Annotated in this window: 14 protein-coding genes and 1 pseudogene; 5 read left to right on the top strand and 10 right to left on the bottom strand. The window is 58.1% G+C overall.

The annotated features are described in order from the left end of the window. The 9 genes from NKI39_RS33050 to NKI39_RS33010 form a co-directional block, all read right to left on the bottom strand. Window positions 1-1,307: oxidoreductase (locus tag NKI39_RS33050; RefSeq protein WP_352837176.1), on the bottom strand; the 1,307-nt coding region annotated here is incomplete at its 3' end. 1,157 nt (window positions 1,308-2,464) lie between these two features. Further along, window positions 2,465-3,409: an electron transfer flavoprotein subunit alpha/FixB family protein gene (locus NKI39_RS33045; protein WP_352837173.1), complete on the bottom strand. Its 945-nt coding sequence runs from the start codon at window positions 3,407-3,409 to the stop codon at window positions 2,465-2,467. Between the two features lie 155 nt (window positions 3,410-3,564). After that, entirely contained in the window at window positions 3,565-4,314 is a 750-nt protein-coding gene (locus NKI39_RS33040; RefSeq protein ID WP_254816673.1) for an electron transfer flavoprotein subunit beta/FixA family protein, read from the bottom strand. Window positions 4,315-4,473: 159 nt separating this feature from the next. Further along, window positions 4,474-5,022 carry a GNAT family N-acetyltransferase gene (locus NKI39_RS33035; RefSeq protein WP_352837170.1) on the bottom strand — a complete coding sequence of 183 codons (549 nt, stop codon included), beginning with the start codon at window positions 5,020-5,022 and terminating at the stop codon, window positions 4,474-4,476. Next, complete coding sequence (locus NKI39_RS33030; RefSeq protein ID WP_352837168.1) at window positions 5,022-5,741, bottom strand: SDR family NAD(P)-dependent oxidoreductase; 720 nt, start codon at window positions 5,739-5,741, stop codon at window positions 5,022-5,024. The genes NKI39_RS33035 and NKI39_RS33030 overlap by 1 nt, the downstream gene beginning before the upstream one ends. Before the next feature lie 6 nt (window positions 5,742-5,747). Continuing rightward, complete coding sequence (locus tag NKI39_RS33025; RefSeq protein ID WP_352837166.1) at window positions 5,748-6,770, bottom strand: histone deacetylase family protein; 1,023 nt, start codon at window positions 6,768-6,770, stop codon at window positions 5,748-5,750. 20 nt (window positions 6,771-6,790) lie between these two features. Then, window positions 6,791-8,338 carry a UxaA family hydrolase gene (locus NKI39_RS33020; protein WP_352837163.1) on the bottom strand — a complete coding sequence of 516 codons (1,548 nt, stop codon included), beginning with the start codon at window positions 8,336-8,338 and terminating at the stop codon, window positions 6,791-6,793. A gap of 2 nt (window positions 8,339-8,340) precedes the next feature. Next, window positions 8,341-9,594 (bottom strand): CaiB/BaiF CoA transferase family protein, encoded by a 1,254-nt coding sequence (locus NKI39_RS33015; RefSeq protein ID WP_352837160.1) that lies wholly within the window; start codon window positions 9,592-9,594, stop codon window positions 8,341-8,343. Between the two features lie 24 nt (window positions 9,595-9,618). After that, entirely contained in the window at window positions 9,619-10,530 is a 912-nt protein-coding gene (locus NKI39_RS33010) for a dihydrodipicolinate synthase family protein (protein WP_352837158.1), read from the bottom strand. 301 nt (window positions 10,531-10,831) lie between these two features. Here NKI39_RS33010 and NKI39_RS33005 point away from each other — a divergent pair, with 301 nt between their 5' ends. Both NKI39_RS33005 and NKI39_RS33000 read left to right on the top strand, forming a co-directional pair. Then, a complete protein-coding gene (locus NKI39_RS33005) occupies window positions 10,832-12,487 on the top strand; it encodes a phytoene desaturase family protein (protein ID WP_352837155.1) in 1,656 nt (551 codons plus the stop codon). Window positions 12,488-12,746: 259 nt separating this feature from the next. Beyond that, on the top strand, window positions 12,747-13,043 hold the full coding sequence (locus tag NKI39_RS33000; RefSeq protein WP_352837179.1) for a RidA family protein: 297 nt from the start codon (window positions 12,747-12,749) through the stop codon (window positions 13,041-13,043). Window positions 13,044-13,161: 118 nt separating this feature from the next. On the opposite strand, the gene NKI39_RS32995 is transcribed toward NKI39_RS33000, so the two are convergent. Further along, entirely contained in the window at window positions 13,162-14,052 is an 891-nt protein-coding gene (locus tag NKI39_RS32995; protein ID WP_352484076.1) for a LysR family transcriptional regulator, read from the bottom strand. 152 nt (window positions 14,053-14,204) lie between these two features. Here NKI39_RS32995 and NKI39_RS32990 point away from each other — a divergent pair, with 152 nt between their 5' ends. The 3 genes and pseudogenes from NKI39_RS32990 to NKI39_RS32980 all read left to right on the top strand — a co-directional run bounded on the left by NKI39_RS32990 (window position 14,205) and on the right by NKI39_RS32980 (window position 16,494). Continuing rightward, window positions 14,205-14,588 carry a DUF1330 domain-containing protein gene (locus tag NKI39_RS32990; protein WP_352484075.1) on the top strand — a complete coding sequence of 128 codons (384 nt, stop codon included), beginning with the start codon at window positions 14,205-14,207 and terminating at the stop codon, window positions 14,586-14,588. Between the two features lie 102 nt (window positions 14,589-14,690). Beyond that, window positions 14,691-15,533 (top strand): SDR family oxidoreductase, encoded by an 843-nt coding sequence (locus NKI39_RS32985; protein WP_352715716.1) that lies wholly within the window; start codon window positions 14,691-14,693, stop codon window positions 15,531-15,533. Window positions 15,534-15,726: 193 nt separating this feature from the next. Beyond that, window positions 15,727-16,494 (top strand): annotated as a pseudogene (locus tag NKI39_RS32980) (IS5 family transposase). The last annotated feature ends 68 nt before the right edge of the window (window positions 16,495-16,562 follow it).

Here is a 16,562-nt window from a genome sequence, read left to right as displayed (position 1 = left end):
GGCAGGCGCTGTGCAAGCAGCGCCTGCCCGCCGATCTTCGGTGATTTCTCGAAAAGCGTGACTTTGTGGCCGCGAGCGGCCGCGACGGCAGCGGCCTTCAGACCGGCAGGGCCGCCTCCCACGACTGCGATGTTTTTTATCACCGTCGCCGGTTTCCTCACACCATATTCCAGCTCTCGGCCAGACTCCGGAAATTGTATACAAGTTACAGTTTGCCGAACCTGAATTCTACCAATACATCCTTGATTGCAGCCGATGCAAAGCCGGATTTCCTCTAGCCGATCAGCTACCACTTTGCTGGGAAACTCTGGGTCGGAAATCAGTGATCGCGTCATGGCGCACATGTCCACGCGGCCTGCAGCGATCAACTCTTCCGCCAGTGCGGCGTGATTGATCCGCCCGGCTGCCAAAACCGGCTGCGACACGCGCACCTTGATCGAGGCAGCGACCTCTGCCGGCTGCGCGAGGCTGGTATCCATTGGAGGCACAACCGATTGTGAACCTCGCAGCTGACTCATTGTACCCATAACAATGTGGTAGTAGTCGAGCAGCTTCTCCTCGTCTAAGGCAGCACAAATTGTTACTACGTCTTCTGGCTGAAGACCGTCGTCTGCTTGCTCATCGCCGGATATTCTCATTCCGACTACAAGATTCTCGCCAGCTTTCCGGCGAATGTCGAGAGCGACCTCTCTTACAAATCGAAGTCTGTTGGAAAAACTCCCTCCAAATTGATCAGTCCTCCAATTTGTGCGCTCGTTCAGGAATTGCGCGGGAAGAAATCCATGGCTGGCCACTATCTCCACGCCATCTACGCCCGCACGTTGAAGCCTGGCTGCAGCGTCGCCGTAAAGCGAAATGACCTCCTTCACCATGCGATTTGTCATCGGTCTCGGGATGACGTGAAAACGTTCGTTGGGCGATGCAGAAGGGGCATAAGCGAATGGCGCGCCGCCATGGATGGACCCCCAGCTATCTCGTCCAGGATGGAAGATCTGAGCGAAGAGCTTGCACCCGTGTTTGTGAACGGCATCCGCCAAGCTAGCGTAGCCGGCGATGCACTCGTCCGATGCGGCGGTAAGGACGTTTGCCATCGGTCGGGCCCGCTCATCCACCAGACCTATCTCGCAGATGATGAGACCAGCCCCGCCTTTGGCGCGAGCTTCGTGATATGCGACAAGGCGATCGCCAATGAAGCGCCCGTCCGACAGGCTCGTCTCGTGCCCGGACGATAAGATCCTATTGCGGATGGTGACGTTTCTTACGGTAATGGGAGCGAGCAAGTTCGGGAATCGAAGGGTTTCAACCACAGGGTCTTGTCCCACAAGAGAACGAAGTTCTAAACAGAACAGTATTTCGTAAGCTGGCAGATGTCAACTCTGGTCGTGTTAGAACTCATCCGAAGGCACAGGAATGTGTCGGAGGTAGGAGGTTTGGCGGGCTTTGCCCAGACGAACGGGTCGGGTACGGCGTGCACGATCTTGCCGATGAAGTCCTGGCGGGGGTGCTTGGGCAACAGCGGCTGACGACATACGATGCCGTGCAGGGCTCGAGACGCCGAAAGTGTAGTGGTGCTGTTCCGCTTCTACTCGTGCGTGGGCGCTCGCTCGACTTTAGCGGCAGCCCCGGCCGGGTGCGGTCGAAGGCCTGGATCTAGCTCTTCTCGTCGGAGGGAGACGACGGCGTGGGCCGACGGGTTGATGTAGGGCCGACGATATGCACCTTCGGCATCGAAGGCGGAGTCTTTGGAATTCTTAACGATGCGGAATGGGATTGGGCTGCAGCCGGTAGGCCCTCCAGACACGCTGTACCGAGCTCAGCGACAAACCAATGATCTTGGCCCTCAGCCAACCGGTCCAGTGGTGAACGAATAGGGCGGTTCAAGGCACGATGCGGGTACCCGCCAAGGGCCATCGGCCGCGCCGAGCTTGCGGGTCTTGTCGGGGAGCAGGCCGTCGATCCCCTTCGGCGAAGCGCTGCTACGGTGCCAGAGTGCGGGGCGCTGACGTTGGCGCGGTGCGCCACCTTGAACATTGGCAATCGGTCCGGGAGAACAGCACGAAATAGGCACGCTGCAGGTGCTTGTGGGGCAGGTGTGGTCGCCTGCGATCTCCTCAAGGCGTGGCTGGCACTGGGTTAGGAGAACGCACCGGTCACGTCCCGCAGCAACGCCAAAATCGACGAGAATCTTCTCATCACGCCTCCAAGTAGAAGTGAGCTTGGAGTGTAGCTGCCCGGCGCACAACTCCGCAGCACACCTGCGATCAACTTGCATTGGGCGGTCACGAAAGCGCGCTGTGGGTGCGGACCAGCATTCGCTTTCAATGACTCTGCCAAAAGTGCGAGCCTTTGCCTGCTCGGGTTCTTGCCTAAAATCAGACCCCCCGTCCAATACGTCCCGAAAAAGAACCCGGCAGGAGATTTCTCTCGCTGCCGGGCCGGTCTTCCTTGGGAGGAGACAACACTATCACACATGAGCGGCCCAGAGCGCCTTCTGGAACTCAGGAAGGGCCTCAAAGAGGTCGGCGACGAGGCCGTAATCGGCGACCTGGAAGATCGGCGCTTCCTCGTCCTTGTTGATGGCAACGATCACCTTCGAATCCTTCATGCCAGCAAGGTGCTGGATGGCACCGGAGATGCCGACGGCGATATAAAGATCGGGCGCTACCACCTTGCCGGTCTGGCCGACCTGCCAGTCGTTCGGCGCATAGCCGGCATCGACCGCAGCGCGAGATGCGCCAACCGCCGCACCGAGCTTGTCGGCGACCGGCAGGATGACCTCCTGGAACTTCTCGGAGGAGCCCAGCGCACGGCCGCCCGAGATGATGATCTTGGCCGAGGTCAGCTCTGGACGGTCGGTCTCCGAGAGCTTGTTCTCGACGAAGGTGGACAGGCCGGGATTGGCCGCCGCCTGGACCGTCTCGACCGGCGCGGAACCGCCCTCCGGCGCTGCCTGGAAGGAAGCGGTACGCACGGTGATGACCTTCTTGGCGTCACTCGACTGCACCGTCTGGATGGCGTTGCCGGCATAGATCGGCCGCTTGAAGGTGTCGGGCGACACGACTTCGATGATTTCAGATATCTGGGCGATATCGAGCAGCGCTGCCACGCGGGGCGCGACGTTCTTGCCCGACGAGGTCGCCGGCGCGATGATCGTCTCGTATGGCTCAGCAAGCGAAACGACGAGTGCCGCCAGCGGTTCGGCGAGACGCTCGGTCAGTTCGTCGGCGTCGGCGAGCAGCACCTTGGTGACGCCCTGGAGCTTGGCGGCGGCATCCGCTGCCGGCTTGGCGCCCTTGCCGGCAACCAGCACATGCACGTCCGAACCGATCTGCAGCGCCGCCGAAAGCGCCTTGGCGGTCTGGTCGGAAAGCGCAGCGTTGTCGTGTTCGGCAATCAGAAGAATAGCCATGATGTTTTCCTGACTTTCGTCTTCGAGGCTCCTGAAATCCGGTCAGGCCGAGTCGAAAACGGTTGGTTTCGAGAACCGGAGCGGAGCGTACTTCAGTACGTGGGCACCGGAAGCGGAGACACCGGCCGTTTGCCGGCCGGCCTCATCGGAATTCCTTAGAGCACGCCGGCTTCGTTCTTCAGCTTGTCGACCAGTTCGGCGACGGTCTTGACCTTGACGCCCGCCTTGCGGCCGCCCGGCTCCTCGGTTTTGATCACCTTCAGCCGCGGCTTGACGTCGGCGCCGTAGTCGGCAGGGCTCTTCTCGTCGAGCGGCTTCTTCTTGGCCTTCATAATGTTGGGCAGCGACGCGTAGCGTGGCTGGTTCAGCCGCAAATCCGCCGTGACGATTGCCGGCATCTTCAGTTCCAGCGTCTGCAGGCCGCCATCGACCTCGCGCGTCACCATGGCCTTGTCACCGTCGAGCACGATCTTGGAGGCGAAGGTGCCCTGCGCCCAGCCGAGAAGTGCGGCCAGCATCTGGCCGGTTTGGTTGGAATCGTCGTCGATCGCCTGCTTGCCGAGAATGACAAGGCCGGGCTGTTCTGCCTCGACGACGCCCTTCAGCACCTTGGCGACGCCCAGAGGCTCAGTCTGCTCGTCGGTCTTGACCAGGATGGCGCGGTCGGCGCCCATGGCGAGTGCGGTGCGCAAGGTCTCCTGTGCCTGCTGCGGCCCGATCGACACCACGATGATCTCTTCGGCCTTGCCAGCTTCCTTCAGCCGGATCGCCTCTTCCACCGCGATCTCGTCGAACGGGTTCATCGCCATCTTGACGTTGGCGAGTTCCACCGCCGAACCGTCCGCTTTCACCCGGACCTTGACGTTCGCATCCACAACCCGCTTCACGGGCACAAGGATCTTCATGAAACAACTATCCTCCGACTTGTGAAATCAATATTGCACCGGTTAAATCACCTATCGTAAGTGTATCTTAGAACATCGCGCAAGATATATTTTCTGGTCGGCGCCGTTAACGCCGGATAAACTTCATTCAGCTTCGAACTCCTCAGCCTCCTCATACGATTATTTTCTAAGCCATTGTCCAGCCTTGATGCGATAAAGCACCTGACGTCGCAAGGGATGGCCTTCCGCTCTACCTGGAAGGTCAAAATCATCTTGTGCGTCATGGCTCATTCCAAGCCGCTCCATAACGCGTCTTGAAGCTGAATTGCCAACAGCTGCATTGGCAACAACTTCGCTTAATCCAAGACGCTCGAAACCAAACGAAAGTGCAGCGGATGCTGCCTCAGTTGCATAACCAAGCCCCCAATGGGCTGGATCCAGCCGCCAGGCGATCTCGACAGCTGGCGTGAAGTGCGTTTGGTAGGGGACGTTAACAAGGCCGCAGTAGCCGATAAGCCCGGTATTCCCCAAAGCCTCAAGCACCCAAAGGCCATATCCATGTTTTTCGAAATGATCACGTTGAGCGTCAATCCACCCCTCAGTCGCGGTCCGATCGGCAAGTTTCTCGACATACCGCACGACTCTCGGATCGTCATTCATTCGAATGAATGGGGCGACGTCTTCATCCTTCCATTCCCGCATCAGCAGACGTTTCGTTTGCAGTTTCATCAGTAGCTCGCTCGTCCGCCGGAGATATCGAACACTGCCCCTGTCGAGAAGCTGCAGGCGTCAGATGCCAGCCACGCAACCATGGAGGCGACTTCGTCTGGCCGGCAGATCCTGTTCATCGGTATGAGCTTTCGCAATGCCTCGAGCTCGTCCGCGGACGCCGTATCAGACATGCCACCATCGATGACTGTAGGCGTGACGCAATTTACCAATACCCCCGTAGTTGCCAGCTCCCGACCCATGGTCTTGGTTAGCGCGATTACTCCGGCCTTCGACGCATTATACGCACTCGTCTTGACGGGGGCTTCCTTGCCACGGAGTGACGCTATGTTGATGATCCTACCGTTCCCGGCAGCGATCATATGCGGCGCAACTGCCTGGCTGCAAAGAAACACGCCCGTCAAGTTAATATCTATGATCTTGCGCCAAGTAGCGACGTCCAACTCCACAGCATCGACGAACGGCCCCTGAGTTCCCGCGTTGTTGACCAAAATGTCCACGCTTCCAAGCACATCGATTGTCGTTCTGACGGCGCATTGCACCGCGTGGTCATCTGTCACATCAAAGGTAACGGACAAATCCGCCCAGGGCGCGGTCGTTTGGTCCCAAACAGCAACCTTCGCGCCCTCACTTTTGAGGCGCGCGGCAATAGCCTGCCCAAGCACCCCTTGGCCGCCGGTAACGACTGCTGATTTTCCTAAGAGGCTCAGGCTGTGCATGCAGGGTTATCCATCCATGGCGCCAAGGAACGCGACAAGATTCTCGCCGAGTTCCGGGCAAGGATATCCACCCTCTTGCAGGATGGCGATCGGCTTGCTGAGTGCCCCAATGGTCTCAGCCGCCTGGCGAAAACCGTCGGTAGTGACGTCGAACACACTGAGGGGGTCGCCGCGGTAGGCATCGAGCCCAAGCGAAATCAGCAGGACATCCGGTTCAAAATCTCCTATCTTTTGCATGCCCGCCGCAATTGCATCTATAAAGGCCGCGTCATCGGTGCCATGTTTCAGCGGAAAATTAACATTGAAGCCTTCCCCGGCCCCAGCGCCAATCTCACTTGCATAGCCGCTAAAGAACACCGGAAAACCGTCGGGATCGGCATGCACGGATATCGTCAGAACGTCAGGGCGCTCGTAGAAAATTTGCTGCGTGCCGTTCCCATGGTGGATATCGATATCCAGAATTGCGATACGCTCGGCTCCCTTCATCCGTAGCGACTCGGCGAGGGTCGCCACATTGTTAAGGTAGCAAAATCCCCAAGCCATCTCCGTGCATGCGTGATGCCCAGGCGGGCGGCAAAGCCCATATACGCGGCTCTGGCCGCGTGAGATCAAATCACCGACGTTGAGGGCGATGTCGACACTGGATCGAGCCGCCGCCCACGTTCCTCGACCCACGGGGCAGGCAGTGTCAGCTTGGTGGAATCCGGCGCGTGCGACAATATGGCTGGCGTAGTGCGACGCAAAACGGTTGGGGTGCGTGTTAGGTACAATTTCCGGGCCGGCATGGGGCAGCGCGAGCCATTCATTAATCCCATTCTCGAGAAAGTCGAGATACCGCGCTGTGTGCACCCGCTTCAGTATGGACGCGTCCGTTGGTTTCGCTTCCAACGCCTCGTGCCCGGCAGCGAGAGCCGACGAGAGCAACATATCGGCGCGCTCGGGCCGCTCGGGGCTTTGGGCCAGCCTGCCGCGATGAATGAAAGTTTGCGGATCGTGGCTACGATGGCCTTCCGAGTAAACGACTTTCATGTATATCGCCTTCTCGAGAACTAGACTGTTGCACCAAGGACCCAGGGTGCAAATTCGTCCGCACCGAAGTCAAACTCTTCGCTTTTGGTGCGTTCCCCTGAGGCGACGCGCAGAATCAGATCGAAAATCCGTTTACCGCATTCTTCAATAGTCTCGCCCCCACTGAGGATCTCGCCGCAATTGACGTCCATATCGTCTTTCATGCGCTGGTACATGGCCGTGTTGGATGCCAGTTTGATGGAGGGCGCCGGCTTGCAGCCAAACACACTGCCTCGTCCCGTGGTGAAGCAGATGAGATTCGCACCTCCGGCAACCTGACCGGTCGCCGAGACAGGGTCGTATCCGGGAGTATCCATGAAAACCAAGCCAGGGCCCTTAACGGTCTCGCCGTATTTGACGACATCGACCAGGTTTGTTGTGCCGCCTTTGGCCATCGCTCCGAGCGACTTCTCTACGATGGTGCTTATCCCACCAGCCATATTCCCCGGGGAACGATTGTCGTTCATGACAGCTCCTTCCCGCTTGAAGTAGGCACCCCACCAATCCATTAGGGCGATCAGCTTTTCGCCCACCTCGCGCGAAACGGCGCGTCGCGTAAGCAGATGCTCGGCGCCATAGGTTTCAGGGGTTTCGGACAGGATCACCGTGCCGCGCTGTCGCACGAGAATATCGCTCGCGGCTCCCAGGGCTGGATTGGCTGTGACTCCGGAGAGGCCGTCCGAACCCCCGCACTGCAGCCCAACGATCAGTTCGCCTGCAGCAATCGGTTGCCGGGTAACCTGGCTCGATTCCTTGAGTACATCGCGCACGAATTCAACCGCGGCTGCCACGGTTTTTCTCGCGCCGCCCATTGTCTGAATATCCATGCTGCGCACTCGCGCTGCCAGACGTTGGTCCTCAAGCAGACCGCCGATCTGGTTGACCTCGCAGCCCAATCCCAGAACTATTACATGGCTGAAATTTACGTGTCGCGCGTAGCCACCGAGCGTGCGGCGCAGGACATTCAGCGGCTCGCCGCCCGTCATGCCGCAACCAGTCTTGTGGGTCAGCGCGACCACACCATCCACGTTCGGAAATTCAGCCAACGGGTCGGCACCGGTAAAGGGATTTCTCTTGAACACCTCCGCCACTACGTTGGCAACGTGACTGCTACAGTTCACACTGCTGAGAATTCCGACGTAGTTTCGCGTTGCAGCCCGGCCATCGGAGCGGCGGATACCCGAAAACGTCGCTGGGTGTTCAACATAGTCTGTCTGGCGAGCCGCCGCTCCGAAAGCATAGTCCTTGTCGAATTCGCCGAGCGCCATGTTCTGCAGATGAACATGGAAGCCAGGCTCTATGTCTTTTGTAGCAAACCCAATTATCTGACCGTAGCGCAGAATCGGTTCGCCGGACTTGATGGATCTTACAGAAACCTTGTGTCCTGCCGGAATCGCGCTCTTGGCGGCAATCGATTCACCCAATGCCGTACCCTGCGTTATCATTCGCCGCGCGATTGCGACATTGTCGCTATCATGCAGGACCAGCACCGGAGTGACGTCCTGCTGTTGCGTGGTATCGATCTGCATCGCTATTCCTGACCTACTGGGTGCCCAGAGACGCGAACCGCTCCGCTGGCAATCAACGCTTCAATATGATCTGGGTCGATGCCAGACTCTCGCAGAACCTCGATAGAATGCTCGCCTAAATCAGGGGCAGGACGATCGAAAACCAGTGGAGAGCCTGAAAGCTTCAGCGGCTCCAGCGCGACGCGATAGCGGCCGCCGTAGCTGTGCTCAACCTCGCGGACTAATTCGCTGGCCACATCCGGATCGGCCAGCGCTTGATCGACGCTGCGCACCGGGGCCAGCAGGATACCCGTGGGCGCAAGACGGAAAAGCGCATCATCGCTGGTCAACTGACGCAGCCGGTCTGACAGGATCGCGGCAATCTCGTCGCGCTTCGTCCAAGCACCCTTGCCCTCCAGCAGCGGTACGATCCGGTCGGTCAGATCCAGCGCAGCGGCAACGTCGGGAAGGGCTACGGGGTGCGCCACCAGAGCGATCGCTCCATCGCGGGTCGAATAGATGCCGTAGGGCGCTGGTTGGTGGCTGTGGCTAATGCCATTTCGGCCTCTGCCGGCCTGTTGTTTTGCGTTCAACGCATAACTCGACTCCGAAGACAGCAAGTGTAGCGCGCATGACATCATATCCACGCGTACCCATTGGCCACGCCCTGTCTGATCGCGCTGGCGCAAAGCCGCCTGAATGCCGATGACTGCCTGTGATGCCGTATATGTGTCCACGATGTAGGCACCGGCGGCTACAGGCGGACCATCGGTTGATCCGCCAAGGCTGGCGATGCCCGACAGGGCCTGAATAATCAGATCCTGCCCTGGCTTGTTCCGGCTTGGGCCGGCCGGGTCGTAAGCCGCAATGGAGCAATAGATCAGTCGAGGGTGCATTTCGAGAAGGGCAGCACTACCCAGCCCCATGCGCTCCAAGACTCCAGGGCGGAAATTCTCAAGAATGACGTCCGCCTGGGAAATCATGTCGCGGATAATTCTTTGGGCCTCCGACTTTTTCAGGTCGATGGACAAGGAACGCTGGTTGCGGTTCATGCCGAGGAAATAGGGGCTAGGCGCATCAGCGGCCGCCGTCGGCTCCTTGATCCCGCTACGCTGATAATCGCCCGCCGGAGCTTCGATCTTGATGACGTCCGCGCCAAGCGAACCAAGATATTGCGCCGCAATTGGCCCAGCTGCGTAATGAGTAAATGCAAGGACGCGAAGACCGCTTAGTGGATGCACGTCGCCGTCACCATTCGATTTGCCGGGGATGTTCATCATTGGCCTCCTCTTCTACTCTCTCTAAGCAGCCTTCGAACTGCGGCTTCTCAGGGAGGCGATGGTGTTGTTGATCACGGAAACGACCCTTTTGCGCTCCTCGCCGACCAGCGGCAAACGCGGCGCACGCGTCCATTCGGGCGCCCCATAGACTAGATGCTCAGCGAGCTTAATATATTGGACAAGCTTTACACTGGTATCCAAATGAAAGGCCGGCGTCATGACTCGATACAAGTCCAGCGCCTCCGCGAACTTCCCGGCTCGACCCAGTTCGAAGATGCGGACGCATTCTTCAGGCCAGGCGTTCGTCATTCCTGACACCCAACCCGTCACGCCCAAGGCGAGGCTTTCCAGAATCAAATCGTCGACCCCACAGAATACGGAGAATCGATCTCCGAGTTCGTTGTAGAGATCGGTGACGCGGCGGATGTCGCCGGATTCTTCCTTGATGCAGACGATCTGATCCACATCCTCCAAAGTACGCAAGATTGCTGGCGTCACGTCGACGCCATAGGCGATCGGATTGTTGTAGATCATGATTGGGAGGTCGCAGCCGCCAGCGAGCGTCCGATACCATTCGGAAGTCTCGCGAGAATCAGACTTGTACGCAATGCTGGGGAAAGCCATCAAACCTTCCGCCCCAAAGCTCTGGAACTTGCGCGCCGCCTCGATCGCAGCCTCGGTTGACACCTCCGCTAGACCCGAAAGAAGCGGAACGCGCCCGCCGACAACTTCCTTTGCAGCTCGAATGACTTTCTCTTTCTCAGACAGCTTCAGAGAGGCGTTTTCCCCCAACATCGGGAGAACAATGATACCGGAAACACTACTCTGAATAAGCCGCTCAATGCTGCCCTGCGTTGCACGCAGATCAACCTCACCATTTTCCTCCAGTTTGGTGGTGACCGCTGGAAAAACGCCTGCCCACTTTGTCCTCATTTTCATTCCTCAAGCTAGCCGCTGCAAAATACGAATGCCATTCTGTATGGAACCGTATTCTATTTGCTGGATTTGGCTATGTCAAGGTTAAAGCCCTTTACAAAAAAGGGTGCCGGGATGACTGTGGACATACCGTCCTATCTGGAATATCATTCCACCAACCTGAAGTTAGTGCTTGACGCTCACGGTCAACAGGGCTCCCAGAAACGGGAACAACATCCTGGGCCCTCCTACACACAAAAGTTCAGAGTACAGTCTATCCCAAATCGCTTAGGGGAAGTTCAATTTAATGGAAGCCTCAGTGTCACGTACCACCGCTATGAAGTCCTCAAATCGCGGCCAGTACGACGCGATAATCATTGGCGGGGGGCACAATGGGCTCGTATGCGGCGGCTATCTTGCCAGGGCTGGACTTAAGACGCTGGTATTGGAGCGACGTCCGATTGTTGGCGGCGCCGCAGTTACCGAGGAAATTTTACCAGGATTTAAGTACTCAGTTTTTTCATATGGACTTGGTCACCTGCACCCTAAAGTAAACAAAGAGCTTGAACTTGAAAAATATGGGCTGAAGGCTGTTAAGCACAACGACCTTTTTGTGCCGATTTCGGCCAAAGAGTTTTTCGTTTATAGCGGCGACGTAGCCACGACCCAGCGTCATATTGCACGGTTTTCGCCGAAGGATGCTGCGCGATACCCTGACTTTCTGGCGTATCTCGCAGATCTCGGACCTATCTTCCATCAATTGTTGCTGGAAACTCCAATTGATCCGTCTAAAAGGGACTGGAGATCTTTCAAGGAAAATTTTTCATTTTTATGGAAGTATCGAAAGATTGGCGACCGAATCTACAAAATGGCTGACCTCTTCACGCAAAGCGCCGACGATTTCCTGTCGCAATGGTTCGAAAGCACCGTGGTTCGAGCACACTTTTCCTATTGGGCTGGTGTTGGCAACATGATCGGGCCCAAATCGCCCGGGTCTGCTTGGGCAACCCTTTATTACCTTTTCACCATGGCAGATGTAGGGATGGCGAATGTAGGACCTTCACCGCGTGGGCATGCCGTCGGCGGCATGGGAGCGGTCACTCAAGCACTCGCGGCCTCAGGCCGAAAGTTCGGCCTAGAAATCAGGCTGGACAGCGAAGTTACAAGCGTAGAGACACACAATGGACGGGTTACCGGTGTGGTGACAGCTGACGGGTTGGAATATTCCGCACCAATCATCGTCAGCAATGCTCACTGCAAGGTGCTGTTTGACGATCTCGTGGATGAGCGCGACCTTCCCTCCGGATTCCTTGATGAGATTCGGCGATTTAAGACTTTTTCCACGGCGTGGAAGATCAATGTTGCCTGCGATACTGCGCCGCGCTTTGTGGGCTTCAATAGAGCCAAGAGTGGCATTGAGGAGGTGACGTTTGCTCACATCGGTCCTGACATCGATTATCTCGAACGCGCTTATGACGACGCGAAATATGGCTGGTATTCATCCAAACCTTGGATGTCCGTTGGGATCCCATCTCTTATCGATAGCACCATGGCGCCCGCCGGCAAACATGTCATCAACCTCTATGGCGGGCACGCGCCTTACGAGCTGAAGAACGCGAGTTGGGACACGGAGCGGGAAGGCTTCGTCAAAAGCGTGATGGATGTACTTGACGACTTCTCCCCTGGTTTTTCTAGCAGCATCATCGATATGCAGGTGCTGCTGCCTCCGGATATCGAACGCATTCTCAACCTCCCCCAGGGGCACATACTCCACGGTGAAATGTCACCAGATCAGCAATTTTTCAAACGGCCTGTCCCCCATTATTCTGACTATCGCACGCCGCTCCACGGGCTCTACCAGTGTGGTTCCTCTTGCCATCCAGGCGGCTGTGTCAGCGGTATCCCAGGGCACAACGCTGCACGGGAAATTCTCTTGGATGTTTCGAAGAGCAAGTGGCTGTGGGCACGAAAATGATTCCACGGCTGTCGCGACGATCCGGTCTCTCTACCTGGATCGGTCTCTGAAAGTGTGGCTCCGCTAGGTTGGTTCAGGCGCGCCTCGCGGATCAGCATTTCGGCGTCCATAAGCCGCGAATCAGCCAGTCGTCTCGGGCTGCTTTCCTCAAGGCTGCAGGTGCAGGAATATTGAAATAACCCTATTCAAGCCCCAGCTCAACGCCTGCAAGGAACTCATCGCAGTTTAAACTAACCCGCGTGGAAGGAAGACAAATGAAATCAACCTCAATCGAACCAGCAACTTTGTCCAACCCTCGACCCCGTTTAGCCAAGCAATATTGACGCCTGCGGGGGCGGCGTGGCTGCATATCTCCGGGCAGGTCTGCCCGAAGGGCTCGTGTGAACAACAGGCACACACAATTTGGACCCAAATTTCGCGTCTGCTGAAGGGAGCCGGAATGGAAATGGGCGATCTCGTCAAAATCAATCAATGCGTAGTCGCCGCCTCGGACATGCCGGCGTACCTTAAAGTTCGAAATGAATTCCTTGATGGCCATCGTCCCGCTAGGCCGTGAACTCATAAATTGGGGAGACCGGGATCGGTGGGAAACGGACGCTCCGGACTTCCTGTACTGGGCGGCTTGGATAGGTGCCATGGTCGTCGAGGTCTGACGACCCTTATTTCAACCGCACTCAGTCGCGGTAGCGCAGCGTTTCCAGCACGAGTGCGAAAGCCGGCGAGTGTTGGCGCCGGCTTGGATAATACAGGTGATATCCCGGCCGAAGGGGGCACCAGTCCTCAAGAACACGCACCAGGCGACCCTGTTCGAGTGGGTAGGTCACCAGATCCTCGGGCAGATAGGCGAGCCCGAATCCTTCAAGGCTGGCCTGACAGATCATCGCGAGGGTGTTGAACGCGGCGTGTCCTTGAACGCGCACCTTCAACTCCCGCCCCTCCTTGCGAAACTCCCACGGTGCACAGCCGCCTGTGGGCAGTCGCAGGGGTATGCACGCATGATCGGCAAGGTCTTCAGGCGTGACCGGACGGGAGCGGCTTGCGAAGTATGAAGGCGCTACCACAACCGCCATGCGGAAGTCTGGCCCAACGCGCGCCGAGATCATGTCCTTGTCCACCTGTTCGCCAAGCCGTACACCCGCATCGAAGCGATCGGCCGCAATGTCTGCCAAGCCGTAGTCGTGGATAATCTCGACCCTGATGTCGGGATAGTCGCGCATGAGCCCGACCATGGCGGGCCAGATGATGGTCTCGCCGGCATGCTCCACGGTGGTGATCCGGACTGTGCCGGCCGGCTTGTCGCGCAGGGCGCTGAGGGCGGCAATCTCGCTTGCGATCTCATCTAACTTGGGAGCGATGCTTCGAAACAGGCGATCCCCCGCTTCGGTTAGCGAGACGCTGCGGGTCGTGCGGGTCAGCAGCCTAACGCCGAGGCGCTCTTCCATCGTCCGGATCGAATAGCTCAGAGCCGACTGCGACACGCCGAGCATGGCGGCCGCCTTGGTGAAGCTGCGCTCGCGGGCGACGGCGATGAAGGTCAGGAAGTCATCCAGGCTGTCGCGACGCATTCATCAATCCCCCTTCTAAGCTCATGCAAATTATACCATCTAATTGCATGCCGCTAAAGGAGCTAACTTCCTGACATCAAGGCCAGACGGTCAACCGGAGCAACTCTCCGCGCAATGCCTACCGTCCAACTGGCCCACTGAAGGAGAACAAAATGAAGAAGGTAATCGTGGGCGCGCTCACCGCTCTCACCATGATCGTGAGCCCGGCCGCCTTTGCTCAGGAAGCGACGGGCGCCGTCCCCCGCGCCTACATGATCGGCAGCTATGACATCAAGGATCAGGCGGTGTTTCAGCAGTACATCGAAGCCGCCTCGCCGCTCGTCACCCAGTATGGCGGCCGCGTGATCGTCTACAATCCTAATGTCACTGCCATCGAAGGAAGCTCGAGATCGGTGATCGCCATCGCCGAGTTCCCGAGCCTTGCTGACGCCAAGCGCTACTACAACTCGCCGGGATACACGGCGGCCCGGCAGTTTTTTACCAAGTCGACCGAAGGATTTCGCATCATCACCGAAGGCGCCGGCCTTCCGCAGTGATGCAGTCCGCTAGCGGATGGGTACCAGCATGGGACGTCAGCCCATGCTGGCCATCCGTCCGAATTCGAGGCCGAGCTGCGGCCTAGACAACAGGAGCCCAATATGAGTGTTTGGTTCATCACCGGCGCAGGCCGGGGCCTCGGTCTGGATATCGCCAAGGCCGCGTTGGCGGCGGGCCACAAGGTGGTGGCAACCGGCCGCAACACGGAAAAGGTCGCAAGGGCCGTGGGAAAGTCCGAGAACCTCCTTGTCGTCAAGCTGGACGTGACGAGCGCGGCCGACGCCGAAGCCGCTGCCCAGGCTACGCTTGACCGGTTTGGCCGCATCGACGTGCTGGTCAACAATGCGGCGAGCTTCTTTGCCGGGTACTTCGAAGAGCTGACCGCCGAACAGATGCAACTGCAGCTCAGCACCAGCCTCGTCGGTCCCATGAACGTGACGCGGGCCTTTCTGCCAGCGATGCGCAAGCAGCGGTCCGGCAGGGTCATCTCGATCTCCTCGACGGCCGGGCTGATGGGCTTCGAGTTCTGCACGGCCTATTCAGCCTCGAAGTTCGGCCTCGACGGCTGGATGGAGGCGCTGCAGACCGAAGTCGTGCCGTTCGGCATCGAGACGATGATCGTGAACCCGGGCTTCTTCCGCACCGAGCTTCTCACGGAAGAGTCGACCAACTATGCCGCGCCTTCCGTCGAGGACTACCATGAGCGACGGACGGCGCAGATCGCCTTCTGGCGTTCTCAGAACGGCAAGCAAGGGGGTGACGCCGCCAAGCTTGCGCGCGCCCTGATCACGCTCGCGGCTGAGGACGTGCTGCCCCACCGTTTCCTTGCCGGTGCCGACGCCATTGCCACGGCAGAGCAGAAGATTGCCATTCTGCAGCAGCAGATCGATGCCTATCGCGAGCTGTCGAGTTCCCTCGCCATCGACGAGAACGGCCGCAACTAACGAACCCTGCGGAACATCCGGACTTGCGGTGCTGGTCGCTGAACACCATTGGCACTGCAATTCCGAGGTGAAGACTTCGTGGCTGCGGCACTCCCAAAATGGCCACCTGTGAATTGATCAAATACGTCCGCTAAGAGGTCGATTGTCGACTGGCGGCTTTCCTATTGCAGCGGAATCTGATTCCAGGCTCTGCATGAGCCGATATGACCTGACCGACTTCGAATGGCACGTGATCGAGCCACTTTTGCCCAAAAGGCCGCGAGGTGTGCCGCGTGTCGATGATCGGCGCGTGCTAAACGGCATCTTCTGGGTGCTGCGATCCGGTGCGCCTTGGCGGGATCTACCAGAGCGGTACGGTCCACGCACCACCTGTTACAATCGCTTCGTCCGATAGCGGAAAGCAGGTGTGTGGGACCGCCTCGTGGACGCTATCACCAAAGGCCGTGACGGCAAGGTGCAGATGATCGACACCTCTATTGTTCGCGTCCATCAGCAGGGCGCGACGGCAAAAAAGGGGGATCGAGATCATTGTCTCGGTCGTTCCCGAGGCGGGCTGACAACCAAAATCCATGCTCTTGTCGACGCCAAAGGCATGCCGATCAAACTGATGGTCACGGCAGGTCAGATGAGTGATATTGCCTCGGCAGCGGACCTGATCACGGATTTGCCGGAGGGTGCCATGCTGCTCGCCGACAAGAGCTATGATGCCAACGCCTTGCGTAATGCGGTCAGCGAGCGAAAGGCATGGGCCAACATCCCGCCCAAGGCCAACCGCAAGGACCCGATCTGCTTCAGCCCCTTCTTGTATAAGGCCCGCAACTTAGTTGAGCGCTTCTTCAACAAAGCGAAGCAATTCCGCCGCATCGCAACCCGCTACGACAAGCTGGCTGAGAACTATCTTACCGCGCTCAAACTCGTCGCAATCCGCATCTGGCTACGCGGTAATGAGTCTACGTCCTAGCACTACTTTGGCAGATTAATCCTCGGTTAACGATGATCGGCCATCTTTGGCGCTCCAACAGGGGTGCG

The sequence above is a fragment of the Mesorhizobium sp. M0664 genome, assembly GCF_040320565.1.
GTDB lineage: Bacteria > Pseudomonadota > Alphaproteobacteria > Rhizobiales > Rhizobiaceae > Mesorhizobium.
Note: the sequence above shows the minus strand (reverse complement) of the source record. Positions and strands in the feature narration are given on the sequence as shown.